This is a genomic window from Flagellimonas oceanensis (assembly GCF_003992595.1).
Classification (GTDB): Bacteria; Bacteroidota; Bacteroidia; order Flavobacteriales; family Flavobacteriaceae; genus Flagellimonas; species Flagellimonas oceanensis.
Genome location: NZ_RZNA01000024.1, coordinates 78,487 through 100,846, shown reverse-complemented (window position 1 = coordinate 100,846; position 22,360 = coordinate 78,487). Strand labels below are relative to the sequence as shown.

Here is a 22,360-nt window from a genome sequence, read left to right as displayed (position 1 = left end):
TTTATAGAAGAGTATCCAAAAGTAACTTTTGGGAAATGACAAGCTATCTATCGTTTTTACCAAAGTTGGTGCACATGCTTTTTAATGTGCCTGTCATAGATCTGGTTTACAGCTACCTTTTCATCTTTGGTAAGCTGAGGTAATTCCACAGCCTCAAGATTGCTTTTAAGATGTTCGACTTTGGATGCACCTGGAATTATGCAACCTACCTCGGGGAAATCCAATATCCAACGTAGTGCAATAGGCGCAAGGTTTTCTTTCTGAGGGAATATTTTCTTGAGTTCATCAACTGCTTGAAGACCTACATCAAAAGGGACACCGCTAAAGGTTTCTCCTTTATCAAAAGCGGCACCCTCTCTGTTAAAGTTTCTGTGGTCATCCTTTTCAAACGTGGAGTCAGAAGAAAATTTTCCCGAAAGTAACCCACTGGCCAAGGGCACACGCACAATCACACCGATATTTTTTTTCTGTACTTGTTCAAAAAACAGCTCCGAAGGGCGTTGCCTAAACATATTGAATATGATTTGAACCGTACTCACATTCGGATATTCAATCGCCTTTAAGCCTTCTTCAACTTTTTCGACGCTGACACCAAGGTTCTTTATTTTACCTTCATCCTTTAATCGGTCGAATAGTTCAAAAATTTCGGGTCGATAGTATACTTCGGTAGGCGGACAGTGCAGTTGTATCAAATCCAAACATTCCAATCCAGTATTTCTTAAGCTGTCCTCCACATATTTTCGCAGTACGTCCACAGTATACCCTTTATTCACGTGCGGGTTTATCTGCCGACCACACTTTGTGGCGACAAAAACCTCTTCCGACCTGGATTTTACAACTCGACCTACGGTAGCTTCACTTGACCCAGCTTCGTAAACGTCTGCGGTATCTATAAAGTTTACGCCTGCATCTATCGCTTCGTGTATAATGCGTTCAGCTAGATTATCATCAAAACCAGAACCCCATTTCCCCCCGACTTGCCAAGTACCTAATGAGATTTCAGAGACTTGTATTCCTGTTTCTCCGAGTTTTCTATACTTCATTCTTAAATTTAATTGGAAATTATAACAGTGTTCCCACTTTGGGTAGCTCTATAAGGAAGAAGTCCATAGTACCGGTTTTCATCATCGGGCGTACTCCACAATAATCCCGTCGTAAGCTCATAGGTATATTCTTCACAACTACAAACTACATTTTGTCCATCAATCGTCATTGTGGAGCAATCATTGGGTGCATGATTGGGACAACTAGCTTCCCACGCCATAAAACCAGACCCCGTATTGATGACAAAAGCACCTCGAGTACCCACACCGGTGTTGCCGACATAGATTGGATTCAAAGGGTATTGGAGGTCGTTATACAATGGAAGGTTCATATTAAGCTCAAATCGAAAACTAGCATCGGGCAGGTAAGGATTTCGATTGGAGGTATCCGAGCTGCAGGACAAGATAAGCGCCAGAATCACAATGGCCCAGAAGTGCTTCATAGTCGATGTTTGAATACGTTTCTTGAGCAAAGTTGATGAAAATTTGCCTATATTTGCGTTAAATCCTCGCAAAAATACCATGCAGGTCATCGGTATCGTTGAGGATTTTTTGTATTTGTAGGAAGAGTACATTGGGGAAATTTTCTGATTTTCTTCAATGTCTCTTTGCATTAAAAATTAAAGATATGAGCAAAGTTTCATACTATACACCCGAAGGATTAAAGAAGTTAAGGGATGAATTGAACCAATTAAAGGATGTGGAGCGCCCCAAAGCCTCGCAGGCCATTGCAGAAGCAAGGGACAAAGGGGATCTTTCCGAGAACGCAGAATATGATGCGGCCAAAGAAGCCCAAGGTCTTTTGGAAATGAAAATCTCCAAAATGGAAGAAACCTTGGCCAATGCCCGTTTGATTGATGAATCACAATTGGATACCTCTAAAATCTTGGTGCTTTCCACCGTAAAACTCAAAAACCAAGCCAATGGCATGGAAATGAAATATACCCTGGTGGCAGAAAGTGAAGCTGACCTAAAGTCGGGAAAAATTTCCGTGACATCCCCGATTGGAAAAGGACTGTTGGGAAAAGAAGTTGGCGATGTGGCTGAGATCAAGGTGCCCAATGGAACTCTGAAATTTGAAATTTTAGAGATCACACGAGAGTAACAGTTACTAAATTGGTTATATTTAATCCCGTTGAAAAACGGGATTTTTTATTTTAAAACCGAATCAAAATGGCCAGTATCTTCACAAAGATCATCAATGGGGACATACCTTCCTATAAAATTGCGGAGGATGATGACAACTATGCATTTTTGGACATCAATCCCAATTCCAAGGGACATACCTTGTGTGTGCCCAAGAAAGAAGTGGACAAGATCATGGACCTTGATGAGGAATCATACATGAAACTGATGGCTTTTTCAAGAAGGGTGGGACTTGCCATAGAAAAAGCGGTGCCCTGCAAACGGGTGGGCATGTCCGTAATTGGATTGGAAGTACCCCACGTACATGTACACCTTATTCCACTTCAGAGTATGGCCAATGCCACATTTCAGCATAAGGAAGAATTGACCAAAGAGGAGTTCGAGAGGGTTGCCGAAGAAATCAGGACTTACCTTAATTAAAGCCTTCCAAGTAAAAATAAACCCCAGCAGCTACCAAACATAGCATCAATACAAGAATAACAAAGAAAAGCATCGTAAACCTTACGGCAGTTCTGTCCGGTTTGACCAGTTTGTTGTAATAATCAAAAACGCGCTCAATATCGGGAGTCCAGTCCACGGGATAAATAATCGAGTCGCATTTCTTGCATTTTATCTCATTGGTAACCACGCCTGTGGTCCTGTGGTACAGTGCGTTATAAGTATGTTTTTGGTAAAACGTAATCTTGAGTTCCTGATTAAAACATTTGGGGCAGTTGTTGGTAATATCAGCTTCTTGGATTACAAGTTGTTTTTCCTTGGCCATAATTCATTTTTATAGTGCTCGTAGGGAAATCTGCATGATAGTTCCTTCTTTACTTGACGAAAATACTTTAATTTTTCCTTTATGGTACTCTTCAACGATTCTTTTTACCAACGAAAGGCCTAATCCCCAGCCTCTTTGCTTGGATGTGACCCCTGGATTGAAAATGTTTTGAAAATCACTTTTGTGTATGCCGTGGCCGGTATCCGATACTAGAATATAGATATTTTGCCCCTTTTTTTCAATTTGGATGGCAATGTTGCCCTTGCCTTTCATGGCATCGATACCATTTTTAACAAGATTTTCAATGCTCCAGTTGTACAAAGGTGGGTTCATAAGTACATGGGCTTCATCCACATTGGAACTAAAGGAAAAATGTACCAATTTGGAACTACGTTGTTTAAGGTAGTCGTAAGCTTTTTTGGTTTCGGCCACGATATCGTGTTGGCGTAATTCGGGAACAGAGCCAATTTTGGAAAAGCGCTCTGTGATGGTTTGTAAGCGGTCAATATCCTTGGCGATCTCTTGGGTAACCTCGGGATTGATGTCTTCCGATTTCAATAGTTCGTTCCAACCCAGTAGAGAGGTGAGCGGCGTTCCAATTTGATGTGCGGTTTCCTTGGCCATACCAGCCCAGAGTTTATTTTGTTCCGATGCCTTGTTGGTTCGGAAGAAAAAGAAGATCACTGCTGCGAACAAGAAAATAATCAATAGTAGGGCCAGTGGATAATATTTTAATTTGTTCAACACATCAGAATTGCCGTAGTAGAGGGTTTCCAACAATTCCTCTTCCTGTATGATCTCTATGGGTTCATTCTCATTTCGGAATTGGGCAATCTTTTTTTGGATGTATGCACTGTCCGCTACTTTGTCCTCGGGTATATTGTGCGTTTTGTATGACCCCTCTTCGTTTACCAAGATCATAGGAGTTGAGGTATTGTTGCCCAACACCTTTAGGGTAAGGTTTCCCAGTTCTTGGTCAACCGAGGATTGAACAAGCTCCAACTGGGCGGTGGCCCAAATCTCCATTTTCAGCCGTTCTTCCTCTTTGAATTTTTTAAAAAAACTATTGGTATTCCATAAAATAAGACTCACAATGAAGAATGCGGATATCAGCAAGATGATATTGGAGGTTTTCCGTTTAGTGCTAAAGTTCATTGTTGGTCAAATTCTGTTTTAAAGATAGGTAATTGGAAAACATGTTGATAGATAGTTGAAATAACGGATGCCATTGGAATTCATTTTATGTACTTTTGATTTTCAACAAAAATTAACATTGCATGGAAGTTCAGGGACGAATCAAAATGATAGATGAAACCAAAACATACGGTAACAATGGTTTCAGAAAAAGAGAGGTGGTCGTAACGACCGAAGAACAATATCCACAACATATATTGGTTGAGTTTGTGCAGGATAAATGCAATTTGCTGGACAATTACAGTGTTGGCCAAATGGTAAAGATCAGTATCAACCTAAGAGGTAGGGAGTGGGTAAACCCTCAGGGGGAGACCAAATACTTTAATTCCATCCAAGGGTGGAGAATGGAAAACTTGCAGTCAGAACCTGCTGCGGACAATATGCCCCCCGTTCCACCAATGGAAGCTTTTGAGCCTGCCGACGACCTTAACGAGGAAGATCATGATGATCTGCCTTTCTAATTGAATTTAGTAGGATATAGAAATACATTTAACAATGAAAATCCGAACTTTAAGTTCGGATTTTCTTGTTTTAAGCCGGATTTGTATTTTTAGAAAAAATTGCCATTGGAACATACGCCCCTATATTTTTTGAGTAAGAAACTGGAGTTTCCACCTGTTGATACCGCCAGCGAAGATGGTTTGCTCGCCGTGGGAGGGGATTTGTCACCCGAAAGATTATTGTTGGCCTACAAAAATGGCATTTTTCCTTGGTTCAATGATGATTCCTTGATTCTTTGGTGGGCCCCGGACCCACGTATGATTCTGTACCCCGATAAAGTCAAGGTTTCCAAAAGCATGCGGAAAGTGATTCGCGATGGCACTTTTACCCTTGCCAAAAACACCTGTTTTGAACAGGTAATGGACTATTGTGCCCAAATTGAACGAAAAGGCCAAGATGGCACATGGATAACACCTGAAATGAAAACGGCCTACATGAACCTGTACAAAAAAGGGCATGCCAAGTCATTCGAGGTTTGGGAAGATGGAGAACTTGTAGGAGGATTGTACGGTGTTGATCTGGGTCATGTTTTCTGTGGAGAGAGCATGTTCAGTTTACGGCCAAATGCATCCAAATACGCATTCATACAAATGGCTCAGGAATTTGGGGAAAAAGGATACAAAATCATTGACTGCCAAGTCCATACCAATCATTTGGAGAGCATGGGTGCCGAGTCGGTTCCACGAAAAGACTTTTTGGAAATATTACAGGGATAATTGTGCACTTGTCAATAGAAAAATAGTGTTTTGTGGCAAATTGGAGCTGTAATCTTCCATTCTATATTCGACTCCCATTTGAAATTTCACTCCTCCATTAAGCTCCCAACCAATCTGTCCGGAAAGCCTCGTGTCATACTGTGGGGCATTGTGTTTGGCCACACTCAAAAGATTTTCAAAACTGCCCACAAAATAAGGCTCTCCCGGATCCAGTTCTTCTCCCATCAAAGGGAAATCCAATGCAAAGCGATAACGAAATCTATGAATGGTAAGCGAGTTGGTAATGCGTTGCTCGGCACGTATTCTGTGGCCAAAACGTACAGCCAATGGTTTGTAGGTAATGTTGTACTGTTGGGTAAGTCGCAGTTCATTCTCCCTATCTTCAAAATTGTTTCGGAACCTATATTGGATCCCCGATGCAATACTTTGGTTGTCCCTTATTTTAAGTTTGGAAAAGTGGGCAAGGTCCAATTGCCTTCCTTTTAAGGTAAGTTCCTCATCATCGTAAATGTAATTTCGGTTGGCCACGGAGAAATTATGGGAATAGGTGCCAACCACTTTGTAATTGACAGCAATTTGTGGTTGCCAGTAAGCCGTAAGGTTTTCTTGGGCATGAACGCTTACCATCAACAAAAAAAGGACGAAAAAAGAAAACCACTTAGTAGAGTACATGGTCATAACTTGGAGGGAAAGATTTACGAAGGCGTATCAGTTGTCCTTCTGAATCGAAAAGGGCTTCATATTCTTGGAATTCTTTGTCTTTTTTGGCAGAAAACACCAATTCGTACTTTACTTCAGGTAAAATCAGGTTTTGAAAAGCATTGTGTAAGGTTTTTTCCGTGGGTTGACCCTCTTGTGTGGAATATTGTTGCTGTATTTTTTTTACCCGGGGCTTTGCATGATTTTCATCGAGGTAATACATAATAGTGGCCCAGGTGTCATTGGGAATGTCCCTTTCCTTTATTTTGAATTCAACATCTTCCAAGGAGCCATTTTTGTTGAATTCCACGCTGTAGTGCAACCTCCCTTTTTTAAACTTTGCCTCGTAACTTTTTTTGGTACTGTCCATTTCTTGGTAAAAACGGACCCTTTTGGCATCCTCCAAATACTTTTGGATAAGCGAAAAGGATTTGCTCGGAAATTCCTCTTTGTCTATTCGGGATTCCCGCTCGTACTTGTTTTGTGCAAAGGATATCTGCACCATACCAAGAAGCATTAAAAGAATGTAATTACACTTCATGGTACCTAAAACAGTTTACTTCGTGATCGTTTACCATGCCCGTCGCTTGCATATGGGCGTAAATTACCGTGCTTCCCACGAACTTGAACCCTCTTTTTTTCAAATCCTTGCTGATGTTATCCGATAATGCTGTTGTGGCCGGAGCATTTTTATAGTTCGCCCATTCATTTTTGATGGGTTCATCATCCACAAAATCCCAAATGTATTTGCTGAAGCTGCCAAACTCTTTTTGAATTTCCATGAATGCTTTTGCGTTGGAAACCGTGGCATTGACTTTTAATTTGTTTCTGATGATGCCGGGGTCTTGCAATAGCATGTCAATCTTGGATTGATTGTAGTCGGCAATTTTCTTATAGTCAAAATAATCAAAAGCCTTTCTGAAATTTTCACGTTTTCTTAATACGGTAATCCAACTCAGACCTGCCTGGAAGGTCTCCAATATCAAAAATTCGAAGAGGGTGTCATCGTCCTTTACCGGAACGCCCCATTCCTCATCGTGATAGGCCTCGTATAGGGTGTCGCCTACGCACCACCCACATCTGTGTTTGTCCATAACCATTCGTTTTATATCAAAAGTAAGGGAAAAACACAAGAGTTAATTGAAAGTTAAAGTATTAGAGATTAATAGTAATACTTTTATATTCGCGAGAATTAGTTTTAAAAGTGATGTGTGATGGATTTACTGATGCAATCTCTTAAAATAGGAGTGAACGAAAAGCTTTATATAAAAGACCCCGAGTCCTCGACCTTGGGCAAGAACATAGTTGAGCAAAGTATCTTGATGATCGATGAAATGGGGTTTGAAAGTTTCACATTCAAAAAATTGGGTGTGAAAATCAATTCCAATGAAAGTTCCATTTATCGTTACTTTGAGAACAAGCACAAGCTGTTGCTCTATTTGGCCACTTGGTATTGGGGATGGATAGAATACCGCATGGTGTTTGCAACAAACGGTATCTCTGACCCAATGAAAAAATTGGAAAAGGCGGTTGAGATTCTTACTCAAAATGTGGAGGAGGACAGTTCCATAACACATGTGAACGAAGTGGTTTTGAATAGGCTTATCATCAATGAATATTCAAAATCCTATTTGGTCAAAGAAATCAATCAAGAAAGCAAGGATGGCTATTTCATTGTCTGTAAAAGATTGGTCAACCGTTTGAGCGATATGATTTCAGCAGTGGACGAAAACTATGCCTATCCCATAAGCATGGCCAGCAATGTGCTGGAGGGTTCATTGCATCAGCATTTTTTGAAAACACATTTCCCAACACTTACAAACTGTAACGAAAAAGTTACTCCTACGGAGTTTTTTACGGACCTCATATTCCGGACACTAAATAAAAAAGAGAATGGCTAAACAAATACTTACCGCATGGCAACGGCTCATGGGACTGCTTGCCTTGGATAAAAAAGACATTTTTCAAATATTCTACTACGCCATTTTTGCGGGATTGGTCAACCTGTCCCTTCCTTTGGGAATACAGGCGATAATCAATCTTATACAAGGGGCCAGGGTAAGTACGTCTTGGATTGTATTGGTGGTGTTGGTTACCCTTGGGGTCGCTTTTGTGGGGGTGCTCCAGTTGATGCAGATACGGATCATTGAGAACCTTCAACAGAAAATTTTCACAAGATCCTCGTTTGAGTTTGCCTATCGTTTTCCAAAAATAAAAATGAGCGAACTCCGGTATTATTACCCACCAGAGTTGGCCAACCGTTTTTTTGATACCCTTACAGTTCAAAAATCCTTATCCAAGATTTTGATTGATTTTCCTGCGGCATTGTTACAAATAGTTTTTGGTTTGTTGCTGCTGTCTTTTTACCATCCATTCTTTATCATTTATGGATTATTGCTGCTCTTGCTCATCTATATTGTATTCAAGTTTACAGCACAAAGAGGATTGGATACCAGTTTGGACGAGTCAAAGATCAAATATAAAGTTGCACATTGGGTACAGGAAATTGCCCGTTCCATTATTAGTTTCAAGCTATCGGGAAAAACCTCACATGCTCTGGACAAAAATGACACCTTGGTCGAAGAGTATTTGGAAGCAAGGGAAAGTCATTTTAGGGTCTTGGTCTTGCAATTTATCCAAATGATCGGCTTTAAAGTACTGGTAACGGCAGGCTTGTTGTTGATCGGTGGACTGCTGGTTTTGGATCAGCAGATGAACATAGGTCAGTTTGTAGCCGCGGAAATCATCATCTTATTGGTCATCAGTTCCGTTGAGAAAATGATTTTAGGTCTTGAAACGGTTTATGATCTATTGACTTCCTTGGAAAAAATGGGCCAAGTGGTTGATAAAGAGCTAGAGCCCCAGACCGGTGAGACACCATTCAAGGAGGACGAAGGTTTGACCGTAGAGCTCGAGGATATCGTTTACAAAGTTCCGGGACTGGACAAAAAAATCATAGACCATTTGTCGCTTACAGTTAAACCAGGCACTAAATTATTGGTACAAGGAAAAAGCGGTTCGGGAAGGTCCACCCTTTTAAGGATGATGGCAGGCATTCTAGAGCCTGATGAGGGTAAAATATATGTGAACAATGTAGCCCTACGGGGTATAAAACTTAGCCAATACCGGTCCTATTTGGGACATTCCCTTAACGAAGAGTACCCGTTCGAAGGAACCCTGTTGGACAATATCACTTTTGGCAACAAGGATATTCCCATGGAGGATGTGTATTGGGCCTTGGAAAAAGTAAGTCTCACGGAATTTGTGAAAGAACAGCCCCAAGGTCTGAAAACCGTTCTATATCCCGAAGGGAAAAAGATTCCTGATTTCATTTCCAGAAAAATAGTGTTGGCCCGAAGCATTGTAACAAGGCCTAAACTTATGATTCTAAAGGATCCCTTGGAACAATATGATGAAGAGGGAACAGAACGAATGATGGATTTCTTGACAGACCCAGCCAATGGATGGGCCTTGGTCGTGGTCAGTGAAAACCCAAAATGGGCAAGCCGCTGCAATCAAATCATTCGGATGGAAAAAGGTAGATTGATCAACGTAAAATAAAGTTCATGCTCAATATTTCTTCAAATAATAAATTGAACGAGAGGGTAGACCTTACCGGTTACGAGGCGGGCAAAAAGGTCTTCCACAAAAGGCACTATAAGCAATTCAACCGTTTTTTGGCAGCTTTTTCCATCATTGTGCTTTTCATGATGTTTCTACCATGGACCCAGAACATTTCCGGTAGAGGTTATCTTACCACTTTGACCCCCGATCAGAGGCCACAGACCATTCAATCCCCGATTCCTGGGCGTATTGAGAAGTGGTTTGTAAGGGAAGGGGAGTATGTCGAAAAAGGGGACACCATCCTACATATCTCAGAGGTGAAAAGTGAGTATTTCGACCCCAATCTAGTGGAACGTACCGGACAGCAAATCAAGGCAAAATCGATGTCCGTAACATCATACCAGGAAAAGGTAAAAGCCTTGACCCAGCAAATAAAAGCCCTGCAACAAGAGCGTGGCCTAAAGCTGGAACAGGCCAGAAACAAACTGATGCAGTCCAAATTAAAGGTAAAAAGTGATAGTATTGATCTTGAGGCGGCAAAAACCAATATTACCATAGCCCAACGCCAGTACGATCGTACGGAAAAATTGCAACAGGAAGGGCTGAAGGCCGTGACCGATGTGGAAGAAAAGCGATTGAAACTACAGGAGACCCAAGCAAAACTCATAAGCCAAGAGAACAAATTGTTGAGCAGTAAAAACGATGTCATCAATGCGCAAGTGGAGATCAATAGGGTGCAAGCGGAGTATACCGATAAGATTTCCAAAGCGCAGAGCGACCTCTATTCAGCTCAGTCCAATCAGTTTGACTCCGAAGCACAGGTCACCAAACTGGAGAACCAGTACACCAATTACGAGATGAGGAGCAATATGACCTACATTCGAGCTCCCCAAAATGGATATATTACCAAGGCCATTCAGTCTGGGATAGGGGAAACCTTCAAAGAGGGCGCACAACTGGTAGGTATAATGCCCTCGGATTATGATATCGCCGTGGAAACCTATGTAGACCCCATAGACCTTCCATTGATTCATGTGGACGAAAAAGTGCGTATCCAATTCGATGGGTGGCCCGCCATTGTGTTCAGTGGTTGGCCGAACGTTTCCTATGGAACATTCGGAGGTAAAGTGGTCGCTATTGAAACGTTCATCAGTCCCAATGGGAAGTATCGTGTGTTGTTGGCACCCGATGAGGAAGAAGCGCCATGGCCCGAAGACCTTCGTGTAGGTTCTGGCGCAAGTACCATGGCTTTATTGGAAGATGTTCCGATTTGGTTCGAGTTGTGGCGACAGTTGAACGGTTTCCCGCCGAATTATTATCAACCCCAAAACACCAGTGCAAATGCTGCGAAGAAATAGAAGACTACTTTTATTTTGTACCCTCTTTTTCTTTTCTGTACATATGTTTTATGCACAGCAAGACTCCTTGGTGCTCGGATTTAAGGAGTATTTGGGTTATGTGAAAAAATACCATCCCGTTGCCAAGCAGGCCCAGTTGAACATAGCCATGGGGCAGGCCAACTTGATGAAGGCTCGGGGAGGGTTTGATCCTAAAGTAGAGGTTGACTTTGATAGGAAAGAGTTTAAAGGAACCGAATATTGGGATCGATTGAATGCGACCTTCAAGATTCCGACCTGGTTCGGTATTGAATTGAAAGGAAATTTTCAGCAGAATGAAGGTTATTACCTGAATCCAGATGAAACTTTGCCCGAAGATGGACTCTACAGTGCAGGGGTGTCCATGTCCGTTTTGCAAGGGTTTTGGATCAATGAGCGCATGGCAACCTTAAGAAAAGCCAAATTGTTCAGAGAGCAGACCAAGGTCGACCAAGATCTGCAGGTCAACCAAGTTTTGTACAATGCCTCATTGGCCTATTTTGATTGGTTGAAGGCCTACAGGGATGCTGAGGTCTATGAAGATTTTCTGGAAAATGCGGAAACACGATTCCAAGGAATCAAGGAAAGTGCCCTTGCAGGCGACATTGCCATGATCGATACCGTAGAAGCAAAAATTGCCGTTCGAAATAGGGATTTGGGCTATCAGCAGGCAAAGGTGAAACTGATGAAAAAATCACTGGAGCTCAGCAACTTCTTATGGATAGAGGATGTGCCCGTGGAGCTTCAACCAGGAATCAGTCCCAATGTGGAGCCCGAAATGGATATCAATACAACTTTGGAAATAGAAGGAGTGCCTTTGGACAGTTTCAATTTGGAAACACACCCCAAGTTGATGTCCTTGGATTATAAAATTGAAGGTTTGACGGTGGACAAGCGTTTAAAAGCGAATAAGCTACTACCCAAACTCAAGGCGGAATACAATTTTGTCACAGAGACCCCCGAATTGATGAATTCCTTTGTTACGGAAAATTATAAGGCCGGATTGAGTTTTCAAATGCCCATATTCCTTCGAAAGGAACGCGGGGATTTAAAACTGGCCAAGTTCAAGCTCAGGGATGCGGAATACGAAAGGGACAATGCCCAAGTGGAAATACAGAACAAGGTCATCGCCATTTACAATGAACTGGATTCCTTTACTGATCAGAATCGATTGATTGCCGACATCGTGAAAGATTACAATACAATGTTGCAGGCTGAGGAGCGAAAGTTCAGTTTTGGGGAAAGTTCCCTCTTCTTGATCAATTCCAGGGAAAGCAAACTCATTGATGCCTACCTGAAACAGAACGAGATGCAGAACAAGTATTTTTATACCAAGGCCATGTTGTTCAAGAGTTTGGCCATCAATCCAAAAACATTGTAAGGAAAAGGTTGTAAAAACAACCAATGACAAAAGTCACCAAATAGGAAGATTGTCCTTGGTACTTTTGAAAAAACATTTTTTATGGAAGTATTGGAGCAGAATAGATTGGAAATAGTTCAGGAGTACATTAAAAAAGCAATGGATTACCCAAGGTACAGTGAGTTGGTGCGGCAACTTGCCAAAATTGGCAAGTCCACTGGCCCAAATCAGTCCGAAGCTATGGCCAATTATACAAAACTCGGTGATCGCCGAATGGCCCGTTGGGATAAAACCTTCAAGATTCCAGAAGATATCCAGCAAAAATTGAAGACTCATGACAAGGAACTGGTGTTTTTGGCCCTGACGGAAAGCTGGTGCGGAGATGCCGCAGCCAGTTTGCCCATCATCAATAAAGTAGCCGAAGCGAGTCCAAATATTGCCCTAAAAGTTGTTCTGCGGGACGAAAGTCTCGATTTGATGGATGCTTTCCTTACCAATGGCGCCCGTTCGATTCCTAAAGTCATTGTTTTGGATAAAGCCAATAACGAAATTGTTGGCGAGTGGGGACCACGCCCCAGTATAGCTACCCAAATGGTGGAAGGTTGCAAAAAAGAACATGGAAAACTTACCGATGAGTTCAAACAAGAACTTCAGGTATGGTACAATAAAAACAAGGGTCAAAATATTCTGGAAGACCTTCTAAAATTACTTGCTCTGGAATAGATAGGTAATGGTTCCAATTTGTGATGCTTTGGAATCCGGGCTAAAACGTGCTTTTAACGCATAGGCAATGGCATTGTCTACCAAACAGCCATTGTTCGTTCCCGAACTTTTATCGTTAAAGCTGGCTTCCGTTACATAGCCATTGTCGTCCACTGAAATGTTCACTACAACCTTGCCACCTTCGATACAAGTGTAAATGGGAGGAGGAAGATGGTATGCGTTTCTATCCACCAAGGAATAGGAAATGGAAGTACGTCTATCTTTTAGGTAATCGGTAAATTCTTCTTTTTCAGCATCGCGTTCGCCCAATTTTTCCTTTTTCTCATCACGTTGGGCGCGCAATTGTTTCAATTGCTCTTCAAAACCGGAATTATCCGCATATTCTCCAGTTTCACTACTCATGGCCCGTTCTTCCATGAGCTCCTCCAACGTTTTTAAAGGTTCTGGATTCCCGACACTGGGTTTTGCAGTTTGGTTGACTGCCATGTGGCTTTTAATGGGGTCGTTGGCGGCTTGCATTTCCTCCAATCGTTCCTCTTCCTCTTCGAGAAGTTTCTCGATATCCTCATCGGCCAAGCTCATTTCAATGACGTACTCATCCTCTTGTATACCCCCTAAGTGAATATTGAAAAGCAATAAAATCACTATGGACATAGCGAAGAAAGTGATCAAAAGTGATAACTGGCTCTTGTTTAAGTTCATGGTTTATCTATAACCGCTTTTTTGCAAAAATATTTTATCCCAACCTACCTAGGTCGAGGCATTTACTTCAAGCTTTTCCTTGAAATCATTGGGGCTTGTAGCATTATTTACGTTGAAATCACCTATTTTGGTTCTTCTGAGCTCGGATAAATAGGCGCCAGAGCCCAAAGCTTTGCCAAAATCGTGCGCCAATGAACGGATATAGGTCCCCTTACTGCAAACCACCCGAAAATCCACTTCGGGGAGGTCTATTCGGGTAATCTCAAATTCCAAGATTTCTATTTTTCGTGATTTTATTTCCACTTGTTTGCCTTCTCGGGCAAGTTCGTACAATCGCTTCCCGTCTTTTTTTAAGGCTGAAAAAATGGGGGGTACTTGATCAATCTCTCCCAAGAATTGTGTCGTAACTTCTTTGATGGATGCATCTGTGATATGTTCGGTGGGAAAGGTCTCGTTCACTTCCGTCTCCAAATCATAGGATGGCGTAGTGGCGCCCAGCGTGAAAGTACCTGTGTATTCTTTTACCTGTCCTTGAAGCTCTGGAATTTTTTTTGTGAATTTCCCCGTACAGATAATCAGCAGCCCCGTGGCCAAAGGGTCCAATGTTCCTGCATGGCCGATTTTTATCTTTTTAAGGCTGAATTTTTTGCGAATGGCCCACTTAAGTGCATTTACCGCTTGAAAGGACGTCCATTCCAGCGGTTTATCAATCAAAAGGATTTGACCGTTTAAAAAATCTTCTTTGGTGTTCAAAAACTTGGGGTTTTGGGCAAATATACTGATCTATCCCCAAATGCTCCATGCAAGTGCGATAAGGCCAACAACCAAACAGTAAATCGCAAAATAGGTTAGCTTGCTCTGGCGCACCAACTTGATCATCCAAGTACAGGCGGCAAGGCCGGCGATGAAAGCAGCGACAAACCCTGCGCCCATGGCAACAGCTTGATCGCCTTGAAAAGTAATATCCCCGCCCATCACATCCTTGGCGACTTTTCCTAAAATCAGGGGAACCACCATCAAAAAGGAAAAACGTGCCGATTTGGTCTTGTCAACCCCCAAAAGTACGGCAGCCGAAATGGTTGCCCCACTTCGGGAAATACCGGGTAGAATAGCTACGGCCTGTGCCATTCCGATGGCAAATGCACTTCGGAAGGATACATTTTTATCGGTGGTCTTGGCCAAATCTGCCAAATAGAGCAAGAATGCCGTGATGACCAACATGATACCAACGATGACGATGGCACCATCAAAAAACACCTCGATAAAATCATTCAAAAACAGCCCTACCAAGGCGGCGGGAATCATGGAGATGATGATTTTTAATGAAAATTGGGTTTCCTCGTTCCATTTAAATTGAAACAGGCCTTTCAATATTTCAAAAACATCTTTTCGGAACACCACTAGAGTACTTAATGCAGTCGCAAAATGAAGTACTACGGTAAACAACAGACTTTCTTCGGGAACGGCCTGCGCTCCCAAAATAGCTTTCCCCAATTCTAAATGACCGCTGGAGGAAACAGGTAAAAATTCGGTCAATCCCTGAATGATTCCAAGGATGATAGCATCGATCAATTCCAATTATTCCTTCTTTTTCTTGTGAGGATTCAACAAAATGGCATAAACCTGAATGCCAAGACCGATAAGGATCAAGGTCGGTGCAAGGCGGATTCTTCTAAAATTGTATATCTCGGGATTGAATACTTCGGGGTCGTCGCTTCCACCACCACTCATCAAAATAAATCCGAGGGCAATAAAGGCAATACCTATAAATAGAAAGAGGTAGTTTTTCTTTTGGAAAACAAACTCTTTGGCAGGTTTTTGACTGTTGTTGTTTTTCTTGCTCATGCTGCAAAGTTAATAATAAAGATCGTCCGTCCTCAGGTTTAAAAAACGCTGTGTCGCAAAATGGGTGCTGGCCCACGATATGATAACGCCCAAACCAAATACACTAACGAACAAAATGATGAGTACGATATAATCTTGCAAAAGATTCAGTTCGGGGAAATTTTTATCAATATAGTACACCAATACGCCAAGCCCGATCAAAGCAACTACAGCTCCAACCATGCCGAGTTTAATGTTGGTCCATATAAATGGTCTTCGGATAAAGGTTTTGGTCGCCCCTACCATCTGCATGGTTTTGATGATGAATCTTTTGGAATAGATGGACAGTCGGATGGAGCTGTTGATCAACAAAACCGCGATGACCGTGAAAATGGCGCTGGCCACCAATATCCATAAACTGATTTTCCGTGCATTGTTGTTCAATAAAGAAATCAAAGGTTTGTCATAGCTCACTTCGTCCACGTAGGCCTTGGCTGCCAAGTCTTCCGCAATCTCATCGATTTGTTGTGGAGAGACAAAATCAGCCTTCAAATTCACATCGATGGAATTTTTCAAGGGATTGTAGCCCAAAAACTCTTCAAAATTTTCCCCTATATCCTCGCTATATTGCTCAGCCGCATCTTCTTTGGAAATATATTCGGCCGACTTGGTGTATTCCGCAAGGGCCAAACTTTTCTGCAACTGATCTATTTCCACAGGCTTTGCACTGTCCTTCAAAAACACCGAAATGGTGATCTGCTCCTTAAAATGGTCCGCCAATTTTTTGGTATTGAGCACCAAAAGGCCCAAAACACCTAAAAGAAACAGGACCAGGGCAATGCTCAAAGCCACGGAAAAGTAGGAGGAAATCAGTTTTCGACGCTGATATCGTTCAATATATTGGCTCATATAGTAGAATCAGTACGTAAAAATAGAAAAGTAAATTGTATTTAGGGGATTAAACCTATTTTTGCACACGAAATTGAACAAGATTAACAATGAATTACGATTTCCGCGAGATTGAGGCCAAATGGCAGAAGTATTGGGCAGATAATGAAACTTTTAAGGCATCCAACGATTCCGATAAACCTAAATTTTATGCATTGTCGATGTTCCCTTACCCATCTGGGGCAGGCTTGCACGTAGGGCATCCCCTTGGTTACATTGCCACGGACATCTATTCACGTTACAAAAGACATAAAGGATTCAATGTGTTGCACCCCATGGGTTATGATTCTTTTGGGTTGCCTGCGGAGCAATATGCGATTCAAACAGGTCAGCATCCAGCCATAACCACAGAGAACAACATCAACAGGTACCGTGAGCAGTTGGACCAACTAGGTTTTTCTTTTGATTGGAGCCGCGAAGTGCGTACCTCCAACCCACAATATTACAAATGGACACAATGGATTTTCATCCAATTGTTCAATGCTTGGTACAATAAGAAGTCCGACAAAGCGGAAAACATTTCCAGTTTGATTTCCATTTTTGAGAAAGAAGGAAATGCCAATGTTGAAGCCGCTTGTGATGATGATACACCAAGTTTTGATGCCGCAACTTGGAATGGGTATCCCGACACCGAAAAGCAAGAGATTCTTCTTAAATACAGATTGACCTATTTGGCGGATACCGAAGTGAACTGGTGTCCCGCTTTGGGAACCGTTTTGGCCAATGATGAAATCGTGAACGGTGTTTCCGAGCGTGGAGGTCATCCCGTGGTTCGCAAAAAAATGACGCAATGGAGTATGCGTATTACGGCATATGCCCAACGTTTATTGGACGGATTGGACAAAATTGATTGGCCACAGCCACTTAAAGATTCCCAGACCAACTGGATTGGACGTTCAGTGGGAGCCTCCGTTACTTTTAATGTATTGGACGCAGAGCGTAGTCGAAGCGACCAAGATGGAGTTTTGGGTAACGATGTCACTTCGAGCGCAGTCGAACCCTACGAGATAGAAGTCTTCACCACCCGTCCCGATACCATTTTCGGAGTAAGCTTTATGACCTTGGCTCCTGAACACGAGTTGGTGGCCAAAATCACTACGCCAGAACAAAAGGCTGAGGTTGATGCGTATGTGGAAGCTACGGCAAAGCGTTCCGAGCGTGACCGTATGGCAGATGTAAAGACCATTTCCGGGGTGTTTACGGGAGCTTATGCAGAGCATCCGTTTTGCAAGGAACCTATTCCAATTTGGATTGGCGACTACGTTTTGGCCAGTTATGGAACAGGAGCGGTAATGGCCGTGCCCTGTGGGGATCAACGTGATTATGATTTCGCAAAACATTACAATATAGACATCCCCAATATTTTTGAAGGGGTCGATATTTCCAAGGAGGCATTTGCCGATAAGGAAACTACGGTAATCGCCAATTCCGATTTTCTAAATGGACTTTCGTATAAGGATGCGATGAAAAGAATTATCGCTGAGTTGGAGAATATCGGACATGGCGAAGGAAAAGTAAATTACCGTTTGCGCGATGCCGTATTTAGCCGTCAGCGGTACTGGGGAGAGCCTTTCCCAGTTTATTATGTGGATGGGATGCCACAAATGATCGATTTGGAGCATTTGCCCTTGCAATTGCCCGAAGTGGAAAAATACCTCCCCACCGAAACAGGCGAGCCACCACTGGGCAATGCCACCGAGTGGGCATGGGACGCTGATAAAAATGAAGTCGTTTCCAACGATTTGATTGACCATAAAACCGTTTTTCCTTTGGAGTTGAACACCATGCCGGGTTGGGCTGGAAGTTCCCAATACTTTAATAGGTATATGGACCCACGGAACGATGACGCAATTTTCTCTCCAGAAGCCATCAACTATTGGCAAGATGTGGACTTATATATAGGAGGTAGTGAACACGCTACGGGTCACTTACTGTATTCCCGCTTTTGGCAGAAGTTTATGTTCGATATGGGTTATGTGCCCAAAGACGAGTTTGCCCAAAAGTTGATCAACCAAGGGATGATTACGGGGACATCTGCAATTGTATATAGAATTGCTGGAACCAAAAAATATGTATCGTTTGGGTTTAAAAATGAGTATTCAACCGAAGAACTTAGAGTCGATGTAAATCTAATTAATGTGTCCAATGAGTTGGATATTGAAGCATTAAAAAGTTGGCAACCTGAATATAAAGATGCAGAGTTCATTCTTGAAGAAGGGAAATACATTGTTGGCCGGGAGGTAGAAAAGATGTCTAAAAGATGGTACAATGTCGTTAACCCCGATGCCATTTGTGAGGAGTACGGAGCGGATTCGTTGCGTTTGTATGAAATGTTCTTGGGTCCCTTGGAGCAATCCAAGCCTTGGAACACTGCAGGGATTACCGGTGTACATTCCTTCTTAAAGAAACTTTGGAAGTTGTATACAAATGGGTCGCTGAGCGGAGCCGAAGCGGAACCCACCGCTGACAATCTCAAAACCTTGCACAAGACCATCAAAAAGGTAGAGGAAGACATTGAGAACTTCTCGTTCAATACTTCGGTCTCCACCTTTATGATTTGTGTCAACGAGTTGACATCACAAAAGTGTACCAGCAAAGCTGTTTTGGAACCCTTGGCTATTTTGGTATCACCTTATGCACCTCACATTGCTGAAGAGCTTTGGAGCCGTATGGGTAATGCAGGTTCTATTGCCGAAGCGCCATTTCCCAAGTTTGAGGAGAAATACTTGGTGGAGAGTAGCAAGGAATACCCGATATCCTTTAATGGAAAAATGCGCTTCAAGTTGGAATTGCCATTGGATATGAGCAAGGAGGATATTGAAGCTGCTGTTCTGGCCCATGAAAAAACACAGGCCCAATTGGAGGGAAGAACTCCGAAAAAGGTAATCGTAGTGCCTGGAAAGATTGTAAATATTGTTGGGTAATCCGATAAATCGTTGCTGTCATTCCGAACTCGATTCGGAATCTCATACAATTAAATCAGTTTTATGGGAACCTGAATCAAGTTCAGGTTGACGAAAACATCACCTTACTATAAAATCAATACGAATTTTATAGAAATACCCCTAAAAAGCATGCCAATCGGCATGCTTTTTTATTTTAAATAATATTAACCCCTAAAATAAAAGGGGTAAATAGCAAAAAATGTTATTAAAATTAATTTAACCCCGTGTTTAAACATGGTATAAATGTTAAAATGTGTTTATTTTGACTAGTTACCCCTGTTTTTTGTCGAGTATTTGTGTTTATATTTAAAAATTTTGTTCAAATTTGGACCCAGAAACCATTAAACGCAACATTATGACTGTTGGGATACCTAAAGAAATCAAGAACAACGAGAGCCGGGTCGGCATGACGCCCTCCGGAGTATTTGAATTGGTAAAGAACAACCACACCGTATATGTGCAATCCGGCGCAGGTGAGGGCAGTGGTTTTTTTAATCAGGATTACCAACAGGCTGGGGCCACTATTTTGGATACCATCGGTCAGGTGTATGCCATGAGCGACATGATCGTTAAGGTAAAAGAGCCCATTGCAGAAGAATATAGTTTGATTCAGGAAGGACAAATTGTATTCACATATTTCCACTTTGCATCCAGCGAGGTGTTGACCAAGGCCATGATTAAGAGCAAAGCTATTTGTATTGCTTACGAAACGGTAGAAGATGAGGATGGTACCTTGCCCTTGTTAACCCCAATGTCCGAAGTTGCCGGTAGAATGGCCATCCAACAAGGAGCCAAGTATTTGGAAAAACCTGTAAAAGGAAAAGGAGTACTGTTGGGAGGAGTTCCCGGAGTATCGCCAGGACGGGTTTTGGTCCTTGGAGCGGGTACGGTAGGTATTCAGGCTGCTAAAATGGCAGCAGGATTGGGTGCCCAAGTAACTATTTTGGATGTGAACATGAAACGTCTCAGATATGTGAACGACATTATGCCGAGCCATGTGGTAACTGGTTTTTCCAATGAGTTCAATATCAGAAAACATATAAAAACAAATGATTTAATTATCGGTGGAGTTCTTTTGAAAGGAGCAAAAGCCCCTAATTTGATTACTAGGGACATGCTCAAGGATATGCATCCAGGAACCGTTATTGTAGATGTAGCGGTAGATCAAGGCGGATGCGTGGAAACCACCAAGCCAACAACCCATGAGGACCCCATTTATATTATAGATGACGTGGTTCATTACTGTGTAGCCAATATGCCAGGGGCAGTGCCTTATACTTCTACTGTTGCCTTGACGAATGTAACACTGCCCTATGTGCTAAAATTGGCCAATATGGGATGGCGAAGTGCCTGTAAACTGGATAGGTCTTTGGAAAAAGGATTGAACGTAGTTGAAGGCGAAGTGGTTTATAAAGAAATCGCTGAAACCTTTCAATTAGAGCCAGTGTTGGTTTAAGAAACTAACATTTTGACAGTATAAGAGCCCTGCCATAATTTGGCGGGGTTTTTGCTTTTATGTGGTATATTTATATTCATATAAAAGAGATAAGGCTATGATGACATATTATATATTGATTGGTGGAATCGCCCTGGTCAGCTGGCTAGTGAGCAACCGATTGAAGAGCAAATTCAAAAAATATTCAAAGGTCCATTTGCGAAATGGAATGAGCGGTGCAGAAATTGCCCAGAAAATGCTCGATGACCATGGAATCAGGGATGTAAAGGTAATTTCCACTCCCGGCATGTTGACGGACCACTACAATCCCAAAAACAAAACGGTTAACCTTAGTGAAGGAGTCTATAACCAACGTAATGCTTCTGCAGCAGCGGTTGCGGCTCACGAATGCGGACATGCGGTGCAGCATGCACAAGCGTATGAATGGTTGACCATGCGTTCCAAATTGGTTCCGGTGGTAAGTGTTACCTCCGGGATGTCCACTTGGGTGGTGTTTGGAGGTATTATGTTGATGGCTGCAACTGGTGTTGCCGGTGGTATCGGTTTTTATATCGCCGTGGCCGGATTGATCATGATGGGCTTTGCGACCTTGTTCAGTTTTATTACCCTGCCTGTGGAATACGATGCCAGTAAAAGAGCATTGGTATGGCTAAAGCAAAAGAATATGGTGACCCAAGAAGAGTATTCCGGAGCGGAAGATGCACTGAAATGGGCAGCGAGAACCTATCTGGTGGCAGCGTTGGGTGCATTAGCTTCTCTATTGTACTGGGCACTTCAAGTATTTGGTGGCAGAGATTAAGAGTATATAAAATTATGAAACAAAAAAGGGAGCCAATTGGCTCCCTTTTTTATATACCATCAATGGATTACTCGATCCAATTGGCAACTTGGTTGTCGATCATTTGAAGACCTACACCTTCGGTGCCGGTAACTTCGATCATATCCAAAATGTCCCTAATCGTATTCTCTTCTTCAATTTGCTCCATAACAAACCAGTCCAAGAAACGTTCGGTGGCGATATCGCCCGCTTCTCTAGCTTTTTTTACAATATTGTGGATGGATTTCGTCACTTTGACCTCGTGTTCCAAAGTGGATTCAAAAACATCGACAATGGATGAATAGTCATGATTGATTCCTGTTACTTCAGGAGAAATGGGGTTACCTCCGGTATCCACCAAAAAGTTGAAAATTTTCATCATGTGCTCACGTTCCTCCTCTGCCTGTTTGAAGAAAAACTTGGCACTGGTAAAAAAGCCGTTTTGTTCGCACCAAGAAGCCATGGCCAAATAGGTGGCAGAGGCATGGGCCTCCATTTTTATCTGTCCGTTGAGCAAATCCATGGATTCCACTTTAATGCTCATGCTTTGTCTTGCAATATCTTTCATAGTATGTGTATTCTA

General features: G+C 42.3%; 25 protein-coding genes. 12 read left to right on the top strand and 13 right to left on the bottom strand.

Translation table 11 applies throughout. The features are described from left to right. Positions 1-56: 56 nt before the first annotated feature. Positions 57-1,043 (bottom strand): aldo/keto reductase, encoded by a 987-nt coding sequence (locus EO132_RS07435; RefSeq protein WP_127137280.1) that lies wholly within the window; start codon positions 1,041-1,043, stop codon positions 57-59. Between the two features lie 8 nt (positions 1,044-1,051). Further along, the gene (locus tag EO132_RS07430) at positions 1,052-1,486 is read right to left on the bottom strand and encodes a Rieske (2Fe-2S) protein (protein ID WP_235856403.1); all 435 of its coding nucleotides are present in this window, start codon (positions 1,484-1,486) and stop codon (positions 1,052-1,054) included. Positions 1,487-1,671: 185 nt separating this feature from the next. Here EO132_RS07430 and greA point away from each other — a divergent pair, with 185 nt between their 5' ends. Next, complete coding sequence (greA, locus tag EO132_RS07425) at positions 1,672-2,148, top strand: transcription elongation factor GreA (protein ID WP_127137279.1); 477 nt, start codon at positions 1,672-1,674, stop codon at positions 2,146-2,148. 68 nt (positions 2,149-2,216) lie between these two features. After that, positions 2,217-2,609, top strand: a complete 393-nt coding sequence (locus EO132_RS07420) for an HIT family protein (protein WP_127137278.1) — start codon at positions 2,217-2,219, stop codon at positions 2,607-2,609. Here EO132_RS07420 and EO132_RS07415 read toward each other — a convergent pair. Both EO132_RS07415 and EO132_RS07410 read right to left on the bottom strand, forming a co-directional pair. Next, on the bottom strand, positions 2,602-2,952 hold the full coding sequence (locus tag EO132_RS07415) for a hypothetical protein (RefSeq protein WP_127137277.1): 351 nt from the start codon (positions 2,950-2,952) through the stop codon (positions 2,602-2,604). The two genes, EO132_RS07420 and EO132_RS07415, sit on opposite strands and share 8 nt — an antisense overlap. A 9-nt stretch (positions 2,953-2,961) precedes the next feature. Further along, entirely contained in the window at positions 2,962-4,107 is a 1,146-nt protein-coding gene (locus EO132_RS07410) for a sensor histidine kinase (protein ID WP_127137276.1), read from the bottom strand. A 122-nt stretch (positions 4,108-4,229) separates the two neighbouring features. Here EO132_RS07410 and EO132_RS07405 point away from each other — a divergent pair, with 122 nt between their 5' ends. Together EO132_RS07405 and aat are read left to right on the top strand one after the other, a co-directional pair. Continuing rightward, a complete protein-coding gene (locus tag EO132_RS07405) occupies positions 4,230-4,607 on the top strand; it encodes a DUF3127 domain-containing protein (RefSeq protein ID WP_127137275.1) in 378 nt (125 codons plus the stop codon). A 129-nt stretch (positions 4,608-4,736) separates the two neighbouring features. After that, a complete protein-coding gene (gene aat, locus EO132_RS07400) occupies positions 4,737-5,363 on the top strand; it encodes a leucyl/phenylalanyl-tRNA--protein transferase (RefSeq protein WP_235856402.1) in 627 nt (208 codons plus the stop codon). Here the strand turns inward: aat and EO132_RS07395 are convergent. From EO132_RS07395 to EO132_RS07385, 3 genes are read right to left on the bottom strand one after another with little or no spacing between them, the layout of a single operon-like run. After that, positions 5,352-6,035, bottom strand: coding sequence for a DUF2490 domain-containing protein (locus EO132_RS07395; protein ID WP_235856401.1), 684 nt, complete (start codon positions 6,033-6,035; stop codon positions 5,352-5,354). The genes aat and EO132_RS07395 overlap by 12 nt on opposite strands. Further along, a complete protein-coding gene (locus tag EO132_RS07390) occupies positions 6,022-6,603 on the bottom strand; it encodes a hypothetical protein (protein WP_127137272.1) in 582 nt (193 codons plus the stop codon). The genes EO132_RS07395 and EO132_RS07390 overlap by 14 nt, the downstream gene beginning before the upstream one ends. Then, positions 6,593-7,156 carry a DNA-3-methyladenine glycosylase I gene (locus tag EO132_RS07385; protein ID WP_127137271.1) on the bottom strand — a complete coding sequence of 188 codons (564 nt, stop codon included), beginning with the start codon at positions 7,154-7,156 and terminating at the stop codon, positions 6,593-6,595. Before EO132_RS07385 ends, EO132_RS07390 begins: the two co-directional genes overlap by 11 nt. A 120-nt stretch (positions 7,157-7,276) precedes the next feature. Here EO132_RS07385 and EO132_RS07380 point away from each other — a divergent pair, with 120 nt between their 5' ends. From EO132_RS07380 to EO132_RS07360, 5 genes are all read left to right on the top strand, one after another. Beyond that, positions 7,277-7,963, top strand: a complete 687-nt coding sequence (locus tag EO132_RS07380) for a TetR/AcrR family transcriptional regulator (protein ID WP_164732296.1) — start codon at positions 7,277-7,279, stop codon at positions 7,961-7,963. Beyond that, a complete protein-coding gene (locus EO132_RS07375) occupies positions 7,956-9,623 on the top strand; it encodes a peptidase domain-containing ABC transporter (RefSeq protein ID WP_127137270.1) in 1,668 nt (555 codons plus the stop codon). The genes EO132_RS07380 and EO132_RS07375 overlap by 8 nt, the downstream gene beginning before the upstream one ends. A gap of 5 nt (positions 9,624-9,628) precedes the next feature. Further along, positions 9,629-10,984 (top strand): HlyD family secretion protein, encoded by a 1,356-nt coding sequence (locus EO132_RS07370; RefSeq protein WP_127137269.1) that lies wholly within the window; start codon positions 9,629-9,631, stop codon positions 10,982-10,984. Continuing rightward, a complete protein-coding gene (locus EO132_RS07365) occupies positions 10,968-12,383 on the top strand; it encodes a TolC family protein (RefSeq protein ID WP_127137268.1) in 1,416 nt (471 codons plus the stop codon). The genes EO132_RS07370 and EO132_RS07365 overlap by 17 nt, the downstream gene beginning before the upstream one ends. A gap of 81 nt (positions 12,384-12,464) precedes the next feature. Next, the gene (locus EO132_RS07360; protein ID WP_127137267.1) at positions 12,465-13,085 is read left to right on the top strand and encodes a thioredoxin family protein; all 621 of its coding nucleotides are present in this window, start codon (positions 12,465-12,467) and stop codon (positions 13,083-13,085) included. On the opposite strand, the gene EO132_RS07355 is transcribed toward EO132_RS07360, so the two are convergent. From EO132_RS07355 to EO132_RS07335, 5 genes are read right to left on the bottom strand one after another with little or no spacing between them, the layout of a single operon-like run. After that, the gene (locus tag EO132_RS07355) at positions 13,068-13,787 is read right to left on the bottom strand and encodes an energy transducer TonB (protein WP_127137266.1); all 720 of its coding nucleotides are present in this window, start codon (positions 13,785-13,787) and stop codon (positions 13,068-13,070) included. The two genes, EO132_RS07360 and EO132_RS07355, sit on opposite strands and share 18 nt — an antisense overlap. A 48-nt stretch (positions 13,788-13,835) precedes the next feature. Beyond that, a complete protein-coding gene (gene truB / locus EO132_RS07350; protein ID WP_127137265.1) occupies positions 13,836-14,540 on the bottom strand; it encodes a tRNA pseudouridine(55) synthase TruB in 705 nt (234 codons plus the stop codon). 30 nt (positions 14,541-14,570) lie between these two features. Next, positions 14,571-15,365, bottom strand: coding sequence for an undecaprenyl-diphosphate phosphatase (locus EO132_RS07345; protein ID WP_127137264.1), 795 nt, complete (start codon positions 15,363-15,365; stop codon positions 14,571-14,573). After that, on the bottom strand, positions 15,366-15,632 hold the full coding sequence (locus EO132_RS07340) for a DUF3098 domain-containing protein (RefSeq protein WP_127137263.1): 267 nt from the start codon (positions 15,630-15,632) through the stop codon (positions 15,366-15,368). Between the two features lie 9 nt (positions 15,633-15,641). Continuing rightward, positions 15,642-16,520, bottom strand: coding sequence for a cell division protein FtsX (locus EO132_RS07335; protein WP_127137262.1), 879 nt, complete (start codon positions 16,518-16,520; stop codon positions 15,642-15,644). An 89-nt stretch (positions 16,521-16,609) separates the two neighbouring features. Between EO132_RS07335 and leuS the strand changes: the two genes are divergently transcribed. The 3 genes from leuS (at position 16,610) to EO132_RS07320 (ending at position 21,759) form a co-directional block, all read left to right on the top strand. Continuing rightward, positions 16,610-19,483 (top strand): leucine--tRNA ligase, encoded by a 2,874-nt coding sequence (leuS, locus tag EO132_RS07330; RefSeq protein WP_127137261.1) that lies wholly within the window; start codon positions 16,610-16,612, stop codon positions 19,481-19,483. A gap of 376 nt (positions 19,484-19,859) precedes the next feature. Then, positions 19,860-20,960, top strand: coding sequence for an alanine dehydrogenase (ald, locus tag EO132_RS07325; protein ID WP_127137260.1), 1,101 nt, complete (start codon positions 19,860-19,862; stop codon positions 20,958-20,960). A gap of 97 nt (positions 20,961-21,057) precedes the next feature. Next, entirely contained in the window at positions 21,058-21,759 is a 702-nt protein-coding gene (locus tag EO132_RS07320; RefSeq protein ID WP_127137259.1) for a zinc metallopeptidase, read from the top strand. 67 nt (positions 21,760-21,826) lie between these two features. Here the strand turns inward: EO132_RS07320 and EO132_RS07315 are convergent, their stop codons facing one another. Next, on the bottom strand, positions 21,827-22,345 hold the full coding sequence (locus EO132_RS07315; RefSeq protein WP_127137258.1) for a ferritin: 519 nt from the start codon (positions 22,343-22,345) through the stop codon (positions 21,827-21,829). Positions 22,346-22,360: the final 15 nt, after the last annotated feature.